The organism is Sodalis glossinidius str. 'morsitans', from assembly GCF_000010085.1.
Classification (GTDB): domain Bacteria; phylum Pseudomonadota; class Gammaproteobacteria; order Enterobacterales; family Enterobacteriaceae; genus Sodalis; species Sodalis glossinidius.
This window is the reverse complement of the sequence record NC_007712.1, coordinates 3,497,355-3,514,325: the sequence shown is the minus strand read 5'-3', so window position 1 is coordinate 3,514,325 and position 16,971 is coordinate 3,497,355. Positions and strand designations below refer to the sequence as shown.

Genomic DNA, 16,971 nt, shown 5'->3' with positions numbered 1-16,971 from the left:
TGTCGCTATATTGACAATAAATGGGAATTTGATTATATAATTATAGGGGATCCCATATTGATATTCTTTCTCAGCACCCTTATGCTTTCCTCGGTAGCCTCCTCAAGCGTCTGGCCGAGCAATTTCAAACCGACGCCAGCCAGCTTGCCGAACAGACCGGAACCTTTGTGATGCCCGGACTTTACCCCATATTGGCCCTCCTTGAGGGCAAACCTCACCTCACCGTGGGAGAGCTGTCCCGGGCAATCAACATTAGCCAGCCCGCCATGACGAAAAGCGTGGCGAAGCTGGCGGAGGCCGGTCTGGTTACGGTAGGCAAGGATGATGCCGACAAACGGCAGTCGCTGGTCTAGCTGACCGAAGCCGGCAAGACGGCCGTCGTCCAGGGACAGGCTGTTGTGTGGCCTCTGCTCGACAGCCTCTTGCACGAGCTGATCAGCGATGAGCTTGGCTCATTCATTGACCAGATCGAGACTCTGGAGCATCGATTGGCACAGCAATCGCTGACGGAACGGGCCGCGCGCCGCCGCGCCATCGAACTGCGGCCCGCAGACGAGGCAGATATTTTCGCGGTGGTGTCTCTGCTGAATCGGGCCTATCGCAGCGGGGGCGCGGACGCGGGTGGACAACGGAAGCCAGTTTGATTGACGGCGAGTGGATAAGTGAGGCGACGTTGCGTCAGGAAAGGCAGGACAAACCCCATGTCACGCTTTTGGTCTGGCAGCCGGTGGACGTGATTGAAGGTTGCGTCTGGCTAGAGCCCGGCGCCGAAGATACCTGGCACCTCGGATCGCTGGCGATCGCGCCGCAGCGGTAGAATCAGCAGTTCGGGCGACGGCTCATGGCCGCGGCGGAGGACTGATCCGTGCACACGGCGGTCGCACGGTCAAGATGACGGTCATTGAGGCGCGGGAAACGTTGCTCGACTGGTACGAGCGACGCGGCTATCGTCGCACCGGCGAAACCGAGCCTTTCCCGGTCTCCGACACGCGTTTTAGTACCCCGACGCGGCCCGGCTTGACGTTCTGACAAAATCCCTCTTTTCATAACGGTCGTACCACTGGTAAAACCGGCAGGGTAGTTAGGCAGGTTAGGCTGACAGGGTGTAACCGGCAGCAGCAGCCGGGAAAATTCACGTTTGGCGCTGGTAGGCTGCCGGTGAGAGTGTTCAACGGCTGCGTTTGGTCTTGTAACGCGGCCTGCGGATGCAGATTTTCGATAAATGCCTTTAAGCGCGTTGGGGCATCGCCGCCGTCGTGTTAGGGGCAAACGCCGCCCTGAGGGCTTGGGTAAAGCATCTGATTTTGACCGTCTGTTTCCTTGCCGCCGGGACGAGGACATGCATAGGACGCGACGGACCGTCATAGTCTGGCAATCCCCTGACCAGATATCCTTATGCATGATGTGCCAGTACTTGCCAAGCAATTCAGGATGATCAATATTGGATGATATTAACCGTGAAGCGTTGGCGGCATGAATATAATGAGTGACTTCATAAATCTCGTTGTAGTCCGATGTTGGAAGAAAACTGGCTGGACGCTCAAAACCGGCAATCTTAAAAGCACATGCAGCAAAAACGGATCAACTGCTAAGATGAGGCGAAGTTTTTAGGAGTTTCCATTTATTTTTTGGTTTAAACGCTTAGTTACCTGCCAAATATTACTGAGTAAGATTAAAAAACGCGTTTTATTTAAAAGAAATTCTGTTTATCTGAGCAATCAGGCACTCCCTTGCAAATCCACCAGCGTCACCATCAGCGGAGTTGTTATCAAATCTGGTGTATGGCGATCAGGCTACGTTCTGCTCTGATGCTTCGTGAATCTGTTCTCCATCCTGAAATTGGACGTTGTTTACCACCAGGGTCAGCAGGTCAAATCCTCTTAGCCGGTTCCAGCTTTTCTGAGCAGACTGGAGCAGCTTAAATACCATTGACAGGGTGGTTTTTCTCGAACCACACTTCTTTGCGCGTCTGCTTCGTAGCCTCACAGTCGCAAAAGCCGATTCAATCGGCTTTGTCGTTCTTATTGATGCCCAGAGCTCTGACGGGAAGTCGTAGAATGCCAGCAGTTCTTCTCGATCTTTCTCCAGCTTCTTCATCGCTGCAGGATACTTCGCTGAAAACCTTGCCAACGAAACATCAAAAGCGTCATTAGCGGCATTGCGGCTTTCTGCTAGCCAGATCTCCCGAAGCTCAGCCTTAACTTTCGGTTGCATGGTTTTGGGGAGTGAAGTTAGCACATTAGCCGTTTTGTGCACCAACAGCGTTGGTACTGCGTGTCCGGGAATATCTTTGCCATTGCATTCCAAAAACCAAGGGCACCGTCTCCCGTAGCCAGCTTGGGAGATACGGTTAGGCCACCTGCCGAAGACATAGCCCATCCCCAAATTGGACGTTGTTTACCACCAGGGTCAGCAGGTCAAATCCTCTTAGCCGGTTCCAGCTTTTTTGAGCAGACTGGAGCAGCTTAAATACCATTGACAGGGTGGTTTCTCTCGAACCACACTTCTTTGCGCGTCTGCTTCGTAGCCTCATAGTCGCAAAAACCGATTCAATCGGCTTTGTCGTTCTTATTGATGCCCAGTGCTCTGACGGGAAGTCGTAGAATGCCAGCAGTTCTTCTCGATCTTTCTCCAGCTTCTTCATCGCTGCAGGATACTTCGCTGAAAACCTTGCCAACAAAACATCAAAAGCGTCATTAGCGGCATTGCGGCTTTCTGCTAGCCAGATCTCCCGAAGCTCAGCCTTAACTTTCGGTTGCATGGCTTTGGGGAGTGAAGCTAACACATTAGCCGTTTTGTGCACCCAACAGCGTTGGTACTGCGTGTCCGGGAATATCTTTGCCATTGCATTCCAAAAACCAAGGGCACCGTCTCCCGTAGCTAGCTTGGGAGATACGGTTAGGCCACCTGCTTGCAGGCCATGGAGAAGTTCGGCCCAGTTTGCTTCTGATTCTCGATAACCCTCTTCGACCGCAACCAGCTCCTGACGTCCATGCTCAGTGACGCCGATACTGACCAGTAGGCAAAGGCGATCATCTTGCCTGACATGGCTGTATATGCCATCAGCCCAGAAATAAACGTAGCGCGTATCGCTTAAATCACGCAGGCACCATTGCCTGTGCACTTCAAGCCATTGCTGTTTCAGTCTGCTGATGGTACTCGCGGAGAGGCCATGGGCTTTTTCACCGAGTAGCGCCCCCCAGGGCTTCATGAAAATCACCGGTGGATATGCCTCGCAGATACAGCCATGGCAGCAACGCGCTGTTGAACGCTGTGGCAAATAACCGTTACGGACGACGGCATGACGCCCATCGTCAAGACGGCGTTCAGCATGGCTTCGAGCTCAGCCTCAACGACGGCGGCTATCAGTTGTTTGGCACTATGACGGATGAGTTCATGTAAGGGCTCACTGGTAATATCTGGTTCTGCGGAGACCTGTAGGGTAGACTTTTTTGCAGGCCATTGAGAAGTTCGGCCCAGTTTGTTTCTGATTCTCGATAACCCTCTTCGACCGCAACCAGCTCCTGACGTCCATGCTCAGTGACGCCGATAATGACCAGTAGGCAAAGGCGATCATCTTGCCTGACATGGCTGTATATACCATCAGCCCAGAAATAAACGTAGCGCGTATCGCTTAAATCACGCAGGCACCATTGCCTGTGCACTTCAAGCCATTGCTGTTTCAGTCTGCTGATGGTACTTGCGGAGAGGCCATGGGCTTTTTCATCGAGTAGTGCCCCCAGGGCTTCATGAAAATCACCGGTGGATATGCCTCGCAGATACAGCCATGGCAGCAACGCGCTGTTGAACGCTGTGGCAAATAACCGTTACGGACGACGGCATGACGCCCATCGTCAAGACGGCGTTCAGCATGGCTTCGAGCTCAGCCTCAACGACGGCGGCCATCAGTTGTTTGGCACTATGACGGATGAGTTCATGCAAGGGATCACCGGTAATATCTGGTTCTGCGGAGACCTGTAGGGTAGACTTTTTCATGGCGTATCATCTCTCTGTTGTTGAAATCATCCACGAAATCAATTAGCAGCATATGCCACCCTTTCCGAAACCTCATACACCAGAAATGAGCATAACTCCCATCAGCATGAGCGAGTCAATCGGTAAAGGCTCAAAACCTACCCGCAGGTAAAATTCCCATGACTCATCGGATAGCGCATGAATCAGCATTCCACGAATACCAATAGTCTCCGCCACCTGAATTACCCGTAACCCAGCATCCCACACCAGTGCACGGCCGACGCCCTATCCATGCAAGGATCTATCTACCGCCAAGCGGCCCAGCACCACCACCGGGATCGGATCCGGCATATTGCGTCGAAAGCGTCCAGGCGTGGCACTGGACATCACTGCACTGGACGCCAACAAATAATACGCCATCACCTGAGAGTCGTCGCAGCAGACGAAGGTTCTGGATGCACCGGTTAACTGGTTTTTCATCGCCCGCTGTTTTAGCCAGTAATCCATAGAATCCACGCCGCTACAGAATAAAGAGAGTACATGTTCGGCGTGGAGAGGCTGTGGAGCAGAAATCATTTTTTCTGTTCCCAGGGCGCTGACGTTTGTATGGTTTTACGCAGGGTGGCGTTGGGTGAAGGCGCTTTATTCCAGACGCACGAGAAACTCCTGGTAGGCGTCCGGGTCCGCCATGATGAGGCGCTGCTCGATCAACGCTTCTTCTGCGGTAGCGTGGGCGGCCTCCAGCACGAAGTCAGTGCGGTTTTGATGCGTAAATTCAAGGTTTCGCGTTTGACAGAAACGCTATTCATCGCTGACATGATGCTATCCTCTTGTGTCTGTCATTGGATATTAATCATACAGCATGCGTAACGCCGTTGTCATTACAAATGAGAGACATAAAGAATGGTCTATTTGAAGAAACAACCGGGTTTATTCATAAATTGCGTTACTTGAAACCTCTGCCCTTACATCCCTTTTAGTCAACATTGCAAAAATATGGGCGTGAAGCCGACCCTATTGGTTCCTACCACGGCTTCATCAGCGGCAGTCAACATCTCAACGCTACCTATTTTGTCCGTGTACCCATAAATGCCTACCCGGCAGTGAAATTTAACAGGTCATACTCCGTGCTCTCCCGAAATTGCTAAGCTGACACGTAAGCAGAGAAATGTACGGGGCTCCATCTGGAACCGTGGCTAATTTTCTAAGCTGTCGCGCAACCAGCTCACATAATAAAATCGGCTAGAATTTGCTGTCATCGAGTTCACTACCGCACAAAGAGCTAACTTACTCTATATTAAATAGAGAGGTTGGTTTGCCCGATGCATGCCGTTATAATATTCGCAACGACGCCCTTATCCACGTCTGGATTAAGTGACGAACAGAATGAAACGCTGAGTTATCGGTCTGTTAAGATCTATTTCCTAACTGCTGATATGAGAAATCCAGCAGGGCAGGTAATGGCCCTTTATAGAAAACGTGTAATTGAGTTGCTCACTCCTTAAGGTTTGTCCAAGAAGGATTCATCCGTAGGTGGGGGATCGCGTCATTATTGGTGTCGCTTTGCTTTGATTTTATCATCTTCACTTTGTTCCGTGTAGGAGTGGCTCATAGGCACCTGAGGTATCGGTACATTGACGGGGTCATGATCCAGCAAACAAAGACTCACATTTTGCACGGCAGCAATACCCGCGCCCACCGCTGCACCTGGTAGACCCGCCTTTGACGCCACGCCTGTCACCATGTCCCGCCTTAAAGCGCACGTCATTTGCGCATTTTTAGGTCCTTTTGAATAATTGAGCATAAATTAATTCCTATTTTTGATAATACGATATATTAAAAATACAATTAATGCAATGAGTATAGTAACGAATGATGAGTAAAAAACAATGTACCTCGTTCTTTGTAATAGAGGTTAAATTAAAACCTTTCTCCCAGAGATAAATTTAGATATTGGATAGAAAGGGGCCAAGTATTAATAAATAAAATACCTTATTTGTTATTTTGCTATCAGTAATGTCAAAAAATAATGCTAAAAGTACATATGTCAAAGGAGTGCCGATAGTAAATTCCATAATCCAGGCTATTAATCGTTAATTTAGATACTATATATGTTGGTTTGCGCAAAAATTAAATAATTTAGTATCGAAACGAGTTGCACGTGATTGTCACTGATAAAAAAATATCCTTGGCGCTATGCAGCTCCTTTCTGAAAAATCGATAAAAAATTACAGCTAATATTAAAATAATAATTTTATTCTCAGGTTGCTATGTATGTTGTAAGCTTTTTGTGATTGAGTCTGTCAATCATTATACTATACTATCCAGTAAGATAATTGGCTGGTGTGCCATTCGGAAGAGATATTATGGCTAACTTGGAATCGACCTCGCTATTCGTACATCTTGCCGCTTTTGTTTATCGGTGTCGGTGCCTAAGTACGCTTTTCTCAACTTAGTTTTATTTGTAATGAGTATTAATGATGTTGACATTGTTCGGCGCAGTCCACGTATTGATGGCATTCAACGCATTTCACGCATTCAACACACTCAACGCATGCCCACCGGGTAAAACCAATGTCAGGCCACAACTCACTTGAATATATCTCAAAAAGATGCAGGTCTGCTGTGACAGTAGTACTGGGTGTTTCTCTCTCATCTGTGCGCCGAATCTGAACATCGCCTTTTATGGCTCATGCGGCGAGGGTCGGGGGGTAAACTGCGCCTGCAGGTTCAACACGGCCCAGCGAAAATAGCCCAGAAGGGGTTGCAAAAAACAGTAAGGATCAACGCCAGTTCCAAAAGAATACGTCTCCGACTGTTTTCGCTGTCATTTCTACAGTGGCTCCGACAAACGTTTTAGCGCCTGGGCTAAGGGGTGTTGAGTTATCACCGGCGTCACGGCGCCAGTCGGTGACTAAGCAAGGGATAGGCGGCCAAGCACGACTCGCCATCAAGCACATTATTTTGATCAGACGCTGACGCGTTCGCCCGGTAACGTCATTGGTTTACCTTTTCGCCGGATGCGGGAAAATTAAACAAAAGCGTTATAGGAGGTTATCACCTAACTGATTGAATATTATTGCTGTAGAAATGTATAACGGGAAACGAGGAGAGATGGTGCCCGGACTCGGAATCGAACCAAGGACACGGGGATTTTCAATCCCCTGCTCTACCGACTGAGCTATCCGGGCAACGGGGCGCATTAAACCGTATTGATCGCATGGCGTCAACGCCTAATTTATCTTCACGGTGCGTTTGCTACGTTTTCAGGCAGCCGCGAGGGCGTCCAAGTTGCCCCTTTGCCGGCGAGGGTAGGGCGCCGGCAAAGAGGCGAGAAATATTAATTAATAAAATTGTAAATTATTTTTAATTAAGTTAGTAAGGTGGTGCATTATCGCGCTTGGGGGGGTCTTGAACCCGGCGGGGAAACATGCAATTATTGCGCAAATTTTTTATCACTTCTTATTACGCAGAAGATCACAGGAGGCCGCCGCTATGCATTCAGCACTGTCGCCGCGTCTGGTCACGGGGCAGCCTTGTCCAGTGATGCGGATATCCTGCCCGCATTTTCTCTACCACGCGTATTCGTCCGTCATCACCATGCGGTGAGGGCTCTCCGGCTCACTGTTAGGCATTAGTAAGAACAGACGTCCGGCTCTGCTTTTACTGATGTCTATTGGCTGCTGCTGATTCCAGCCTCTCCATTACGTTGCGCTTTCCTTTGCCGGGAAAGTACGCCGGCATCGGGTGCGGGACGCGTTTGCTCTCCCATTGCGTGCTCAGGCACATCGACTCATCCTTACCTTAGGGCATCGGTGATATGACTTTGTTAAAAATAGCCGCCAGCACCACGCTGGTTGAACGTCTGCACACTCCGCGTGCGATAGGTCCGCTGGACCAGACCGATTTCACGGATGTGGCCGCGCTGGTTGTTTCCGTTGAGGATGCCCGTTCAGGCGTGCTGGCGGTGCTGCGCAATACCGGTTTTTCCATTCCGGCATTCGTCGAACCGCTGTGGCTTGATGATGCGGCCCCGTTTGCCGCGGCCGCGGAGGGCTATCAGCAGGCGCTGCGGCCGCCGTTTTTCGATACGCAGACACGCTATGTCGCCGTGGGCAACAGTACCTTCGCCTGTCCGGGGCATCAGGGCGGGCAATTCTTTCGCAAGCACCCCGCAGGGCGGGCGTTTTATGATTTCTTCGGCGAAAATGTTTTCCGCGCGGATATGTGCAATGCCGATGTTAAGCTGGGCGACCTGCTGATCCATGAAGGTTCGGTGAAAGAAGCGCAAAAATTTGCCGCCAAGGTGTTCAACGCCGATAAAACCTACTTTGTGCTTAACGGTACCTCTTCGGCTAATAAAGTCGTGACCAATGCTTTGCTGACCCGCGGCGATTTGGTGCTCTTTGACCGTAATAATCATAAGTCGGTGCACCATGGAGCGCTGTTGCAGGCCGGCGCCAAGCCCGTTTATCTGGAAACGGCGCGCAATCCGTTCGGCTTGATTGGCGGCATTGATGCCCATTGCTTCGACGATGCCTACCTGCGTCAGCGGGTGGCAGAGGTTGCGCCGCAGTGGGCGGGCGATGCACGGCCGTTTCGTTTGGCGGTGATCCAGCTGGGTACTTATGATAGCACCATCTATAACGCCGGCAGGTGGTGGATAAAATCGGCCATCTGTGCGATTACATCCTGTTCGACTCCGCCTGGGTGGGGTATGAGCAGTTTATCCCCATGATTGAGCAATGTTCGCCGCTGCTGCTGGATTTAAATGAAAACGATCCGGGGATCTTTGTCACCCAATCGGTGCACAAACAGCAGGCGGGGTTTCCGCAAACTTCTCAGATTCATAAAAAAGACACCCATATCAAAGGGCAAAAGCGGTTCTGCAATCATAAGCGGTTCAACAATGCCTATATACTGCATGCGTCCACCAGCCCGCTTTATCCGCTGTTCGCGGCCCTTGAGATCAACGCCAAGATCCACGAAGGGGCTAGCGGTCGTCGGATGTGAATGGAGTGCGTCAAACTTGGGATTGAAACCCGCAAGCAGCTTTTGGCGGAGTGCCGGCTCATTAAGCCGTTCGTGCCGGACTACGTTGACGGTCGGTGTTGGCAGGATCATGCCACCGAAGACATGGCGCATGAAAAGCGCTTCTTCAATTTTGTTCCCGGCGATCGCTGGCATAGCTTTGATGGCTATACCCGCGATCAGTATTTTGTCGATCCGTGTAAATTGCTGCTGACCACGCCGGGAATTGATGCCTCCAGTGGGCGCTATACCACCTTTGGTATTCCGGCCACGATTTTGGCGACCTATTTGCGCGAGAACGGCATTGTGCCGGAGAAATGCGATCTTAATTCCATCTTGTTTCTGCTCACCCCGCCGAAGATGCGCCGCTAACAGCGGTGCTGCCCAGCATTTGCGAGAAATACCCCGGGCGCTATCAAGACTATACCCTGCGTCGTTTGTGTCAGGAAATGCATGACCTGTATGTCAGATTTGACGCCAAGCAGCTACAGCACGATATGTTTCTCCAGCCCCATCTGCCGCTGAACCCGCAGGAGGCTAATATGGCTTTTGTATGCGGCGAGATAGAGCTGGTTCCTCTGTACCGGGCCGAGGGATGTATTGCCGCTGAGGGGGAGTTGCCTTATCCGCCGGGGGTGCTGTGCGTTGTGCCCGGCGAAGTCTGGGGCGGGCCGGCGTGGCGCTATTTCCCTGGCGTTGGAAGAGGGGTTGAACCTGCTGCCGGGCTTCCAGCCGGAGCTGCAAGGGGTGTATGTCCAGCAAGATGTCTGCGGCACCCGGCGGCTGTATGGCCATATGGTCTGCCGCTGACAGCTACGGGTAGCAGCATGCCGCTTACTGATGCGACGGAACGCACGCAATGGCTACACCGCCGCCGGCCATTGTCGCGGCACCCTCTCGCGTTAGGGCCTAGGGCGTGGTGGTGGCGACATCAGCGCGCCGCGCGCGCCGATGCTGTTCACCGCCGTCAGCGCCGATAGTTCTTTTGCAGATTATTCACTTTATACAAGTAGCGGCGCGATTCCGCCGACGGATGCTGCGTGGACAGCGTTTGATAAACCTGATCCGGCGGCATGCCGTTAATTATCTGGAACGCCCGGTTTTGATCGCGCGAGAAGACCCGCAGCACGCTGCCGGCGCCGCCGTTATAGGCGGTGATCACCGCATAACGCCGCGATGTCGGATTGACGATGCCGCCCAGATAGCTGTTTTGCAGCATCGCCAGATAGGCGGTGCCGGTATCGATATTATTTTCCGGATCGAACAGGTAGCTGCGGCTCGGCTGGCCCCATTTACCCTTCATTTTAAACACGTCGCGTCCCGCGCTGTGCTGCACCACCTGCATGAGGCCCAGCGCGTCGGCGTGGCTCACCGCATAGGGGTTGAAGCTCGATTCCGTCTGCATAATCGCCAGGATTAGCGATTGATCGACGCCATACTGCTGCGAAGCTTTGCGCACCATGCCCAGGTATTTATGGGCGCGTTTGTCCAAATGGTTCGGCACCAGCTGGATAGTGATGGACCAAATTTGCCGTAGGCCGGTGGTGCGGGTTTGTAAACGGGTTTGTAGCAGATAATCGGCAAAATGGGCGGCGTGCCACTCCCAGCGGATCGGCTCACCGTTATTATCCAGCACCTGACCATAGAGGAAAGGCTCTTTGCTGATAGGAATATAGTCCGCATCCGAGTACAGATCGATCGTGCCGGGATCGTTACCCATTAATAACGTACTGATAATGGCCTGGCGCAAATGCGCGCTGGGGTTGTCGCCAGCGATGGTTTCGACGGTAATGGTACCGGCATCAAAATTGATGTGGCTGCGGGTTTCGTATTGATCGGTGTATTTTACGTAGTCTTTCGGCCCGGCAATCAGAACTTCATTCAGCCCCCAAAGATTTTCAATGTTGTGGGCGAACTGCCCCATCAAAATATCGAAACCGTTAGTGTCTTTTATGTAGGCTTCATTTTCAGCTTTGTTTTTACTGCTGGAACAGGAGATCAATAACGGGGCAATGATCACTAAAGGTAATATTTTCTTCATGTTACGGGCCGTGTCAGGACTGGAAATTTCCGGGGCGCAGGCACCCCGAAAAGGCGTTATTCGCTCGGCGGGGTATACCCCTGGATATGCACATCCTGACCCTCAAACAGGAAATTGATCATCTCCTGCTCAAGCACCTTACGATCGGCGACATTCATCATGCTGATTTTTTTTTCGTTTATAAGCATTGTTTGCTTTGTCTGCCACTGCGTCCAGGCTTCTTTAGAAATGTTGTCATAAATACGTTTACCCAGTTCCCCCGGGTAAAACTGGAAATCCTGCCCTTCGGCTTCACGCTTTAAAAAAGTACAGTAAATCGTTCTGCTCATCATTCTTCCTCTTTGTTGGCAGCCGCTCGCAATAAAGCAACTTGTCGAGGCTGACGTAGTTGGCTTAGTAAACGCTCGACCGGCGCCGCCAGTCCGACCGCCGGCGGCTGGGCTAAGTTATACCAGAGTCCGCTGCCTTCATCCATGCAGCGTTTCGTTGTGCTGACCTGCTGCCACATCGGCACAATATCCAGATGGAAATGGCTGAAGGTATGGCGAAACGCTGTCATTTGTTCACAGTGGCCGTCCGGCAAACCGCGGTGGGTTAGCCAGAGCGACAGCGCCTGCGGGTCGGCAAACTGCGGGAAACAAAACAGCCCGCCCCATAGGCCCACCGCCGGGCGTTGCTCAAGCCAAACACGGTTGCCATCCTGCAGCAGCAGAAACCAGGCGGTTTTTTCCGGCAGGATCTGCTTCGGTTTTTTGCCCGGATAGCTGGCCCAGCTATGGGCGGCGTAGGCCTGGCAGCCACGGTGCAGCGGGCAAAGCTCGCATTTCGGCCGCGAGCGGGTGCACACCATCGCGCCCAGATCCATCATGGCCTGATTGAATTGCGCTACCCCCTGCGCTGGGGTGACCTGTTCACTGTGCCGCCACAGACGCTGCTCCACCTCTTTTTTCCCGGGCCAGCCGGCAATGGCATAATAGCGGGCGAGCACCCGTTTGACGTTACCGTCAAGAATAGGATAGTGCCTGTCCAGCGCCAGCGACAATATGGCGCCTGCGGTGGAGCGGCCAATGCCGGGCAGGGCGCAGATGGCGTCAAAGTCTTCTGGAAATTCGCCGTCGTGCCGCACGCTAATAAGCTGGGCCGCTTTATGCAGATTGCGTGCGCGGGCGTAATAGCCCAGGCCGGTCCATAAATGCAAGACTTCATCGAGCGGCGTCGCCGCGAGTTGGCCGACGGTGGGAAATTTGGCCATGAAGCGTTGGAAATAGGGGATGACGGTCATCACCTGCGTTTGTTGCAGCATGACTTCCGATAACCAGACCTTGTACGGCGTTTTTTCCAACTGCCAGGGTAGCGTTTTGCGGCCGAACCGCTGGTACCAATCCAGCACGAGCTGCGCGAACGGTGGCGCTTGCGTCATTGTGAAATCATTACCTGTGGGTGAAAATCCGCATCATTATCTAGTGCGCGATTGCAGCATAGTGCGAACAACCTGTAAACAGGAACTTTCCTCTGTTGCGCGCTTGCTAAACAGCGCTATCTTTGCATAATGCGCGTTTGCCAACCACTTTCACATCGCGGAACTTTATGAGCAACAATGTCATTTCCCCCGAATTCGACGAACAGGGACGCGCGCTGCGGCGGATCCGTAGTTTTGTCCGGCGACAGGGCCGTCTGACCAAGGGGCAGCAGTATGCGCTGGACACGCTTTGGCCGGCAATGGGAACGGACTATCAGGCGCAGCCGCTCGACCTTACTGCGCTGTTCGGCCGCGCGGCGCCGGTGACGCTGGAGATTGGTTTTGGCATGGGGGCGTCACTGGTTACCATGGCGGCCGCGCATCCCGAGCAGAATTTTATCGGAATTGAGGTGCACTTGCCGGGCGTCGGCGCCTGCCTTGCCAGCGCGCAGGAAGCGGGCGTCAGCAACTTGCGTGTCATGTGTCACGATGCGGTCGAAGTGCTGGAGCAGATGATCCCTGATGCGTCTTTGGCGCTGGTGCAGCTGTTTTTCCCTGACCCCTGGCATAAAGCGCGGCACAATAAACGCCGTATCATACAGGCGCCGTTTGTCGAGCTGGTCGGACGCAAACTCGCCGCCGGTGGTGTTTTCCATATGGCGACCGATTGGCAACCTTATGCCGAACATATGTTGGCGGTGATGTCCGATGCCGCGTTTTTCCGTAGTCTATCCTCTACAGGCGACTATGTGCCGCGTCCGGCGAGCCGCCCGCTAACCAAATTTGAACAGCGCGGTCAGCGATTAGGTCATGGCGTTTGGGATTTAATGTTTGCCAAAACGGTCTGAGCCATAGGCAGGAGCAATCCTCGTTTTCTTGACGCAGGTCATTTATCAGGAGAAGGTATGTTGCGCAAAGAAATGCTCGGATTATTGCTCATGACCGCCTGGCAGGCGCAGGCGGAGTATAAGTGCCCGATCAAACCCCAGGACGATATTATCATTACGCCGCAGACGGTGCAGGTGATAGGCCAAAGCGGGACGTTGACCATCACCCCGGCGGGGGAGGTGCAGCGTGACGGGACGCCCGTGCGTCTTGATGCCGGGCAGCGCCAGCAGGCCCAGGCTTATCAGAGCGCCCTGCGTCGGGATCTCCCCTGGATTGACGAGGGCGCCCGTGCGCATCTAGAAAAAGGCCGTCAGGCGCTGGATAGGATTATCGTGCAGCAGCTCGGCCGCGACAGTAATGTGCGCAATCGGCTGACCACCCTGGACAGTCAGCTTAAGCAGCAGATGAACCGTATTATCGAACATCGCAGCGACGGCCTCACTTTCCATCATCAGGCCGTGAGTCAGGTAGAGCAGGACGGTCGTCATATTGTGGAACAGAGCATGGGCGGCGTGGTGCAAGACAGTTTCAACGAGCTGGGTGTGCGTCAGGCGGCCAACGGCAGCAACCCGCTACAGTCGGTGATGGGCAGCTTGGGCGGCCTGCAACAGGCGCTACAGACCGAATGGAATAATCAGGAACAGGATTTCCAGCAGTTCGGGCGGGATGTATGCCAGCGGGTAACCGCCCTTGAGCAGCAGCGCCGCGATCTGGTCAAGGCGCTGCCCTGATCGGCGTTGGTGAAGCTGACAGATTGAACCTTGCCGCAGCGCGGCTAACGCCCCAGGTGCCGCGAGAACTGCGGGGCCCGGAGCGGCCAGGGAAAGACAAACGACTAGCCCGGGCGCGGCGATAGGCATTATGATAAGGCTCACCGCGCTCACCGCCTGCATGGCATACGCGCCTTACATAAACAGCTCCAGCAGCGAGTTGAGAAATAACTTTCCTTTCTCTGTCACCTGCCAGTGGCTGGCGCTCTCAGTGATATAATCGCCGGCCAGCGCGCGCTCCAGCGCGGGGCGCCCCGCGTCTTCCGTTAGCCCTGTGAAGGCGGTGAATTCGGCGCGCGGCGCCGCTTCCAGTAATCTGAAACGGTTCATAAAATATTCAAACGGTAACTCAGCCGGCGCCACCGGATAGCGTTTAGCCAGATAATTGCCCTGCATATAACCGCGCGGATGGCGTGTTTTCACCGTGCGTAATACCGTGCCGTCCGGCTGTGTCAGCTTGCCGTGAGCGCCGCAGCCGATGCCAAGGTAATCGCCAAAGCGCCAATAGTTGAGATTATGGCGGCACTGGAAGCCGGGGCGGGCGTAGGCGGAGGTTTCATACTGACGGTAACCCGCCGCCTTCAGCAGCGTGTCGCCGCGCTGGTAGATGTCCCAGAGCGCATCATCATCCGGCAGCGCCGGCGGCCGCGAGCCAAATAACGTATTCGGCTCAATGGTCAATTGATACCAGGAGAGATGCGGCGGCGCCAGGGCAATCGCCTCGGTCAAATCATCAAGCGCGCCCGCAAGCGACTGATCCGGTAGGCCGTGCATCAAATCAAGATTAAAACTGCGCAGGCCCGGTGACGCCGCCAACCGCGCCGCGCGTCGGGCCTCCTCCGCGCCATGGATGCGGCCAAGGAGGGCGAGCTTTTCCGCCGCGAAGCTTTGTACGCCGATGGAAATACGGTTGATCCCCGCCAGCTGGTAGCCCGCGAAACGATCCGCCTCGACCGTGCCCGGATTGGCTTCCATGGTGATCTCGGCGTCCGACGCCAGCGGCAGACGCTGGCGGACGCCGTCAAGCAGCGACTGCATGGCTCTGGCCGAAAGCAGGCTGGGGGTGCCGCCGCCGATAAACAAGGTATTGACGGTGCGACCCGATGTCAGCGGTAGGTCATGATCCAAATCCGCCAGCAGATGATCGACATATTCCTGATGCGGCACTTCGCCCTTTAGAGCATGGGAATTGAAATCGCAGTAAGGGCATTTTTGCACACACCAGGGGATATGCAAGTACAGGCTGAGTGGCGGCAAATTAGGCATGGCGCAGCGCATCCAGCAGACCAGCCAGCGCCCGACCGCGGTGGGAAAGCACCTGCTTTTCTTGCGCGCTGAGCATGGCGGCGGTGCGGCCTTGTTCAGGCAGCAGGAAGACGGGATCGTAACCGAAACCGCCGGCGCCGGAGGGCTGGTGGGCGATGACGCCGGCCCAGCTGCCGTGGCACACCAGCGGCGTCGGATCGTCGGCATGGCGCAGATAGACCAATACGCAGTGGAATTGCGCGGCGCGCTGGCTGTCCGGCACCGAGGCCAGCGTCGCCAGCAGCTTGTCTAGATTCTGCCGGTCGCTGGCCTGCTCGCCCGCATAACGGGCCGAGTAAATGCCCGGTGCGCCGGCAAGCGCATCCACCGCTAAGCCTGAATCATCGGCGATGGCCGGCAAGCCGGTGACCCGGGCCGCGTGGCGGGCCTTTATCAGCGCGTTTTCAATAAACGTCAGACCGATTTCTTCCACCGATGTTACACCCAGCGCGCTCTGCGCCACTATCTCCATACCGAAATCCGCCAGCGCGCCTGCGAGTTCGCCTACTTTACCGGCGTTGCCGGTGGCCAGGACTACTTTTTGCATTGGAATAACCATCATTATCGTGCGTCGCACGGTGTCACCGCGGGCATTTATTCAGGAGGGTCAGACGTCCAGCAGTCGCGCAATGACCTCGGGCAACTGCCGGGGCTGGTCGATTCTGAGCTGTTTATGGCGCCCCAGTTCCCCTTTTTCAAGGATCACCCGGCTTTTCGCCACACCAAATTCTTTCGCCAGGAAACGAATCAAATGGCTGTTCGCCTGGCCGTCCACCGGCGGCGCCGTGATGGCGACTTTGATTTCATCGCCGTGGGCGCCGGCGATATGGTCGCGGCTGGCCCTGGGCTGAATATACAGCCGCAGCACCAGCACGTCGCCCTCGCGCCAAACGTCAATCACAGGCGATACCAAATTCCCGGGAACAAATCCATGCCAAGGTAATTCAGGGCATACAGGATAAGGATCACGATCATCGCCGAAAAATCGATGCCGCCCATGGCCGGCAGAATGCGGCGGATAGGGTACATCAGCGGTTCGCTTAATTGATAAAGTACCACGTCCATCGGGCTGCGTCCCTGGCTGACCCAACTAAGCAATGAGCGGATAATCACTACCCAGAATACCAGTTCGCCGGCCGCTTTCAACATGGCCAGCAGGCCGACCAGCAAGTAAATGGGATCGAGGATCAGGATGTGCATCTCGATCAGCGTCAGCAGCGGGAATTTGATCATCGCCAAAATAAATGCCAACAGCAGCGAGGCGTTGTCCAGCGGCCCGAGGGCGGGAATAACCCGGCGCAGCGGCCCGATCACCGGTTGGGTGATTTTAACGATAAATTGCGAAAAAGGATTATAAAAGTCGCAGCGCGTCCACTGCATCCAGATGCGCAGCAGCAGCACCATAATATAGAGATCGATAAGCGTTTTGACCAAAAACGTCAGCGTCAGCATAAGAAGGTAATGTCCTTAATCAGGTTAACAAGCGCCGCGTCGGCGACAAT

13 protein-coding genes, 1 tRNA gene and 6 pseudogenes are annotated in these 16,971 nt (G+C 54.0%); 5 read left to right on the top strand and 15 right to left on the bottom strand.

The window, feature by feature from the left end; translation table 11 throughout:
- Positions 1-32: 32 nt before the first annotated feature.
- Positions 33-428: a hypothetical protein gene (locus SGP1_RS34350; RefSeq protein ID WP_041867190.1), complete on the bottom strand. Its 396-nt coding sequence runs from the start codon at positions 426-428 to the stop codon at positions 33-35.
- Between SGP1_RS34350 and SGP1_RS32105 the strand changes: the two genes are divergently transcribed.
- Together SGP1_RS32105 and SGP1_RS32100 are read left to right on the top strand one after the other, a co-directional pair.
- On the top strand, positions 423-644 hold the full coding sequence (locus SGP1_RS32105) for a hypothetical protein (protein WP_041867189.1): 222 nt from the start codon (positions 423-425) through the stop codon (positions 642-644). The genes SGP1_RS34350 and SGP1_RS32105 overlap by 6 nt on opposite strands.
- Positions 641-817, top strand: a complete 177-nt coding sequence (locus SGP1_RS32100) for a hypothetical protein (protein WP_198408741.1) — start codon at positions 641-643, stop codon at positions 815-817. Before SGP1_RS32105 ends, SGP1_RS32100 begins: the two co-directional genes overlap by 4 nt.
- Before the next feature lie 971 nt (positions 818-1,788).
- Here the strand turns inward: SGP1_RS32100 and SGP1_RS18635 are convergent.
- The 7 genes and pseudogenes from SGP1_RS18635 to SGP1_RS18605 form a co-directional block, all read right to left on the bottom strand.
- Positions 1,789-2,363 (bottom strand): annotated as a pseudogene (locus tag SGP1_RS18635) (transposase); the annotation flags it as partial.
- A pseudogene (locus SGP1_RS18630) lies at positions 2,351-3,480 on the bottom strand (IS256 family transposase). The pseudogenes SGP1_RS18630 and SGP1_RS18635, both read right to left, overlap by 13 nt.
- Positions 3,453-3,996: pseudogene (locus SGP1_RS34345) on the bottom strand (transposase); the annotation flags it as partial. The pseudogenes SGP1_RS34345 and SGP1_RS18630, both read right to left, overlap by 28 nt.
- Before the next feature lie 72 nt (positions 3,997-4,068).
- A pseudogene (locus tag SGP1_RS18620) lies at positions 4,069-4,551 on the bottom strand (GNAT family N-acetyltransferase).
- A pseudogene (locus SGP1_RS28225) lies at positions 4,548-4,793 on the bottom strand (DUF1778 domain-containing protein). The pseudogenes SGP1_RS18620 and SGP1_RS28225 overlap by 4 nt, the downstream one beginning before the upstream one ends.
- A gap of 731 nt (positions 4,794-5,524) precedes the next feature.
- Positions 5,525-5,779: a hypothetical protein gene (locus SGP1_RS18610; RefSeq protein ID WP_148203581.1), complete on the bottom strand. Its 255-nt coding sequence runs from the start codon at positions 5,777-5,779 to the stop codon at positions 5,525-5,527.
- A 1,311-nt stretch (positions 5,780-7,090) separates the two neighbouring features.
- Positions 7,091-7,166, bottom strand: a tRNA-Phe gene (locus tag SGP1_RS18605).
- Positions 7,167-7,795: 629 nt separating this feature from the next.
- On the opposite strand from SGP1_RS18605, the pseudogene speC reads away from it, so the two are divergent.
- Positions 7,796-9,816 (top strand): annotated as a pseudogene (gene speC, locus SGP1_RS18600) (ornithine decarboxylase).
- A 157-nt stretch (positions 9,817-9,973) separates the two neighbouring features.
- Here speC and mltC read toward each other — a convergent pair.
- The 3 genes from mltC to mutY are packed head-to-tail and all read right to left on the bottom strand — an operon-like array spanning position 9,974 to position 12,467.
- Positions 9,974-11,047 (bottom strand): membrane-bound lytic murein transglycosylase MltC, encoded by a 1,074-nt coding sequence (gene mltC, locus SGP1_RS18595; protein ID WP_011411767.1) that lies wholly within the window; start codon positions 11,045-11,047, stop codon positions 9,974-9,976.
- 56 nt (positions 11,048-11,103) lie between these two features.
- Positions 11,104-11,376, bottom strand: a complete 273-nt coding sequence (locus SGP1_RS18590) for an oxidative damage protection protein (RefSeq protein WP_011411766.1) — start codon at positions 11,374-11,376, stop codon at positions 11,104-11,106.
- Positions 11,376-12,467: an A/G-specific adenine glycosylase gene (gene mutY / locus SGP1_RS18585; RefSeq protein WP_011411765.1), complete on the bottom strand. Its 1,092-nt coding sequence runs from the start codon at positions 12,465-12,467 to the stop codon at positions 11,376-11,378. Before mutY ends, SGP1_RS18590 begins: the two co-directional genes overlap by 1 nt.
- Positions 12,468-12,634: 167 nt before the next feature.
- Between mutY and trmB the strand changes: the two genes are divergently transcribed.
- Positions 12,635-13,354: a tRNA (guanosine(46)-N7)-methyltransferase TrmB gene (gene trmB / locus SGP1_RS18580; protein ID WP_011411764.1), complete on the top strand. Its 720-nt coding sequence runs from the start codon at positions 12,635-12,637 to the stop codon at positions 13,352-13,354.
- A 57-nt stretch (positions 13,355-13,411) separates the two neighbouring features.
- Positions 13,412-14,125, top strand: coding sequence for a DUF2884 domain-containing protein (locus SGP1_RS18575; protein WP_011411763.1), 714 nt, complete (start codon positions 13,412-13,414; stop codon positions 14,123-14,125).
- A gap of 174 nt (positions 14,126-14,299) precedes the next feature.
- On the opposite strand, the gene hemW is transcribed toward SGP1_RS18575, so the two are convergent.
- Genes hemW through SGP1_RS18555 form a run of 4 tightly spaced genes read right to left on the bottom strand, consistent with a single transcriptional unit; the run spans position 14,300 to position 16,921 of the window.
- Positions 14,300-15,430 carry a radical SAM family heme chaperone HemW gene (gene hemW, locus SGP1_RS18570; RefSeq protein ID WP_011411762.1) on the bottom strand — a complete coding sequence of 377 codons (1,131 nt, stop codon included), beginning with the start codon at positions 15,428-15,430 and terminating at the stop codon, positions 14,300-14,302.
- A complete protein-coding gene (gene rdgB / locus SGP1_RS18565) occupies positions 15,423-16,016 on the bottom strand; it encodes an RdgB/HAM1 family non-canonical purine NTP pyrophosphatase (protein WP_011411761.1) in 594 nt (197 codons plus the stop codon). The genes hemW and rdgB overlap by 8 nt, the downstream gene beginning before the upstream one ends.
- 60 nt (positions 16,017-16,076) lie before the next feature.
- Positions 16,077-16,382 (bottom strand): DUF167 family protein YggU, encoded by a 306-nt coding sequence (gene yggU / locus SGP1_RS18560; RefSeq protein WP_011411760.1) that lies wholly within the window; start codon positions 16,380-16,382, stop codon positions 16,077-16,079.
- Entirely contained in the window at positions 16,367-16,921 is a 555-nt protein-coding gene (locus SGP1_RS18555) for a YggT family protein (RefSeq protein WP_011411759.1), read from the bottom strand. The genes yggU and SGP1_RS18555 overlap by 16 nt, the downstream gene beginning before the upstream one ends.
- Between the last annotated feature and the right edge of the window lie 50 nt (positions 16,922-16,971).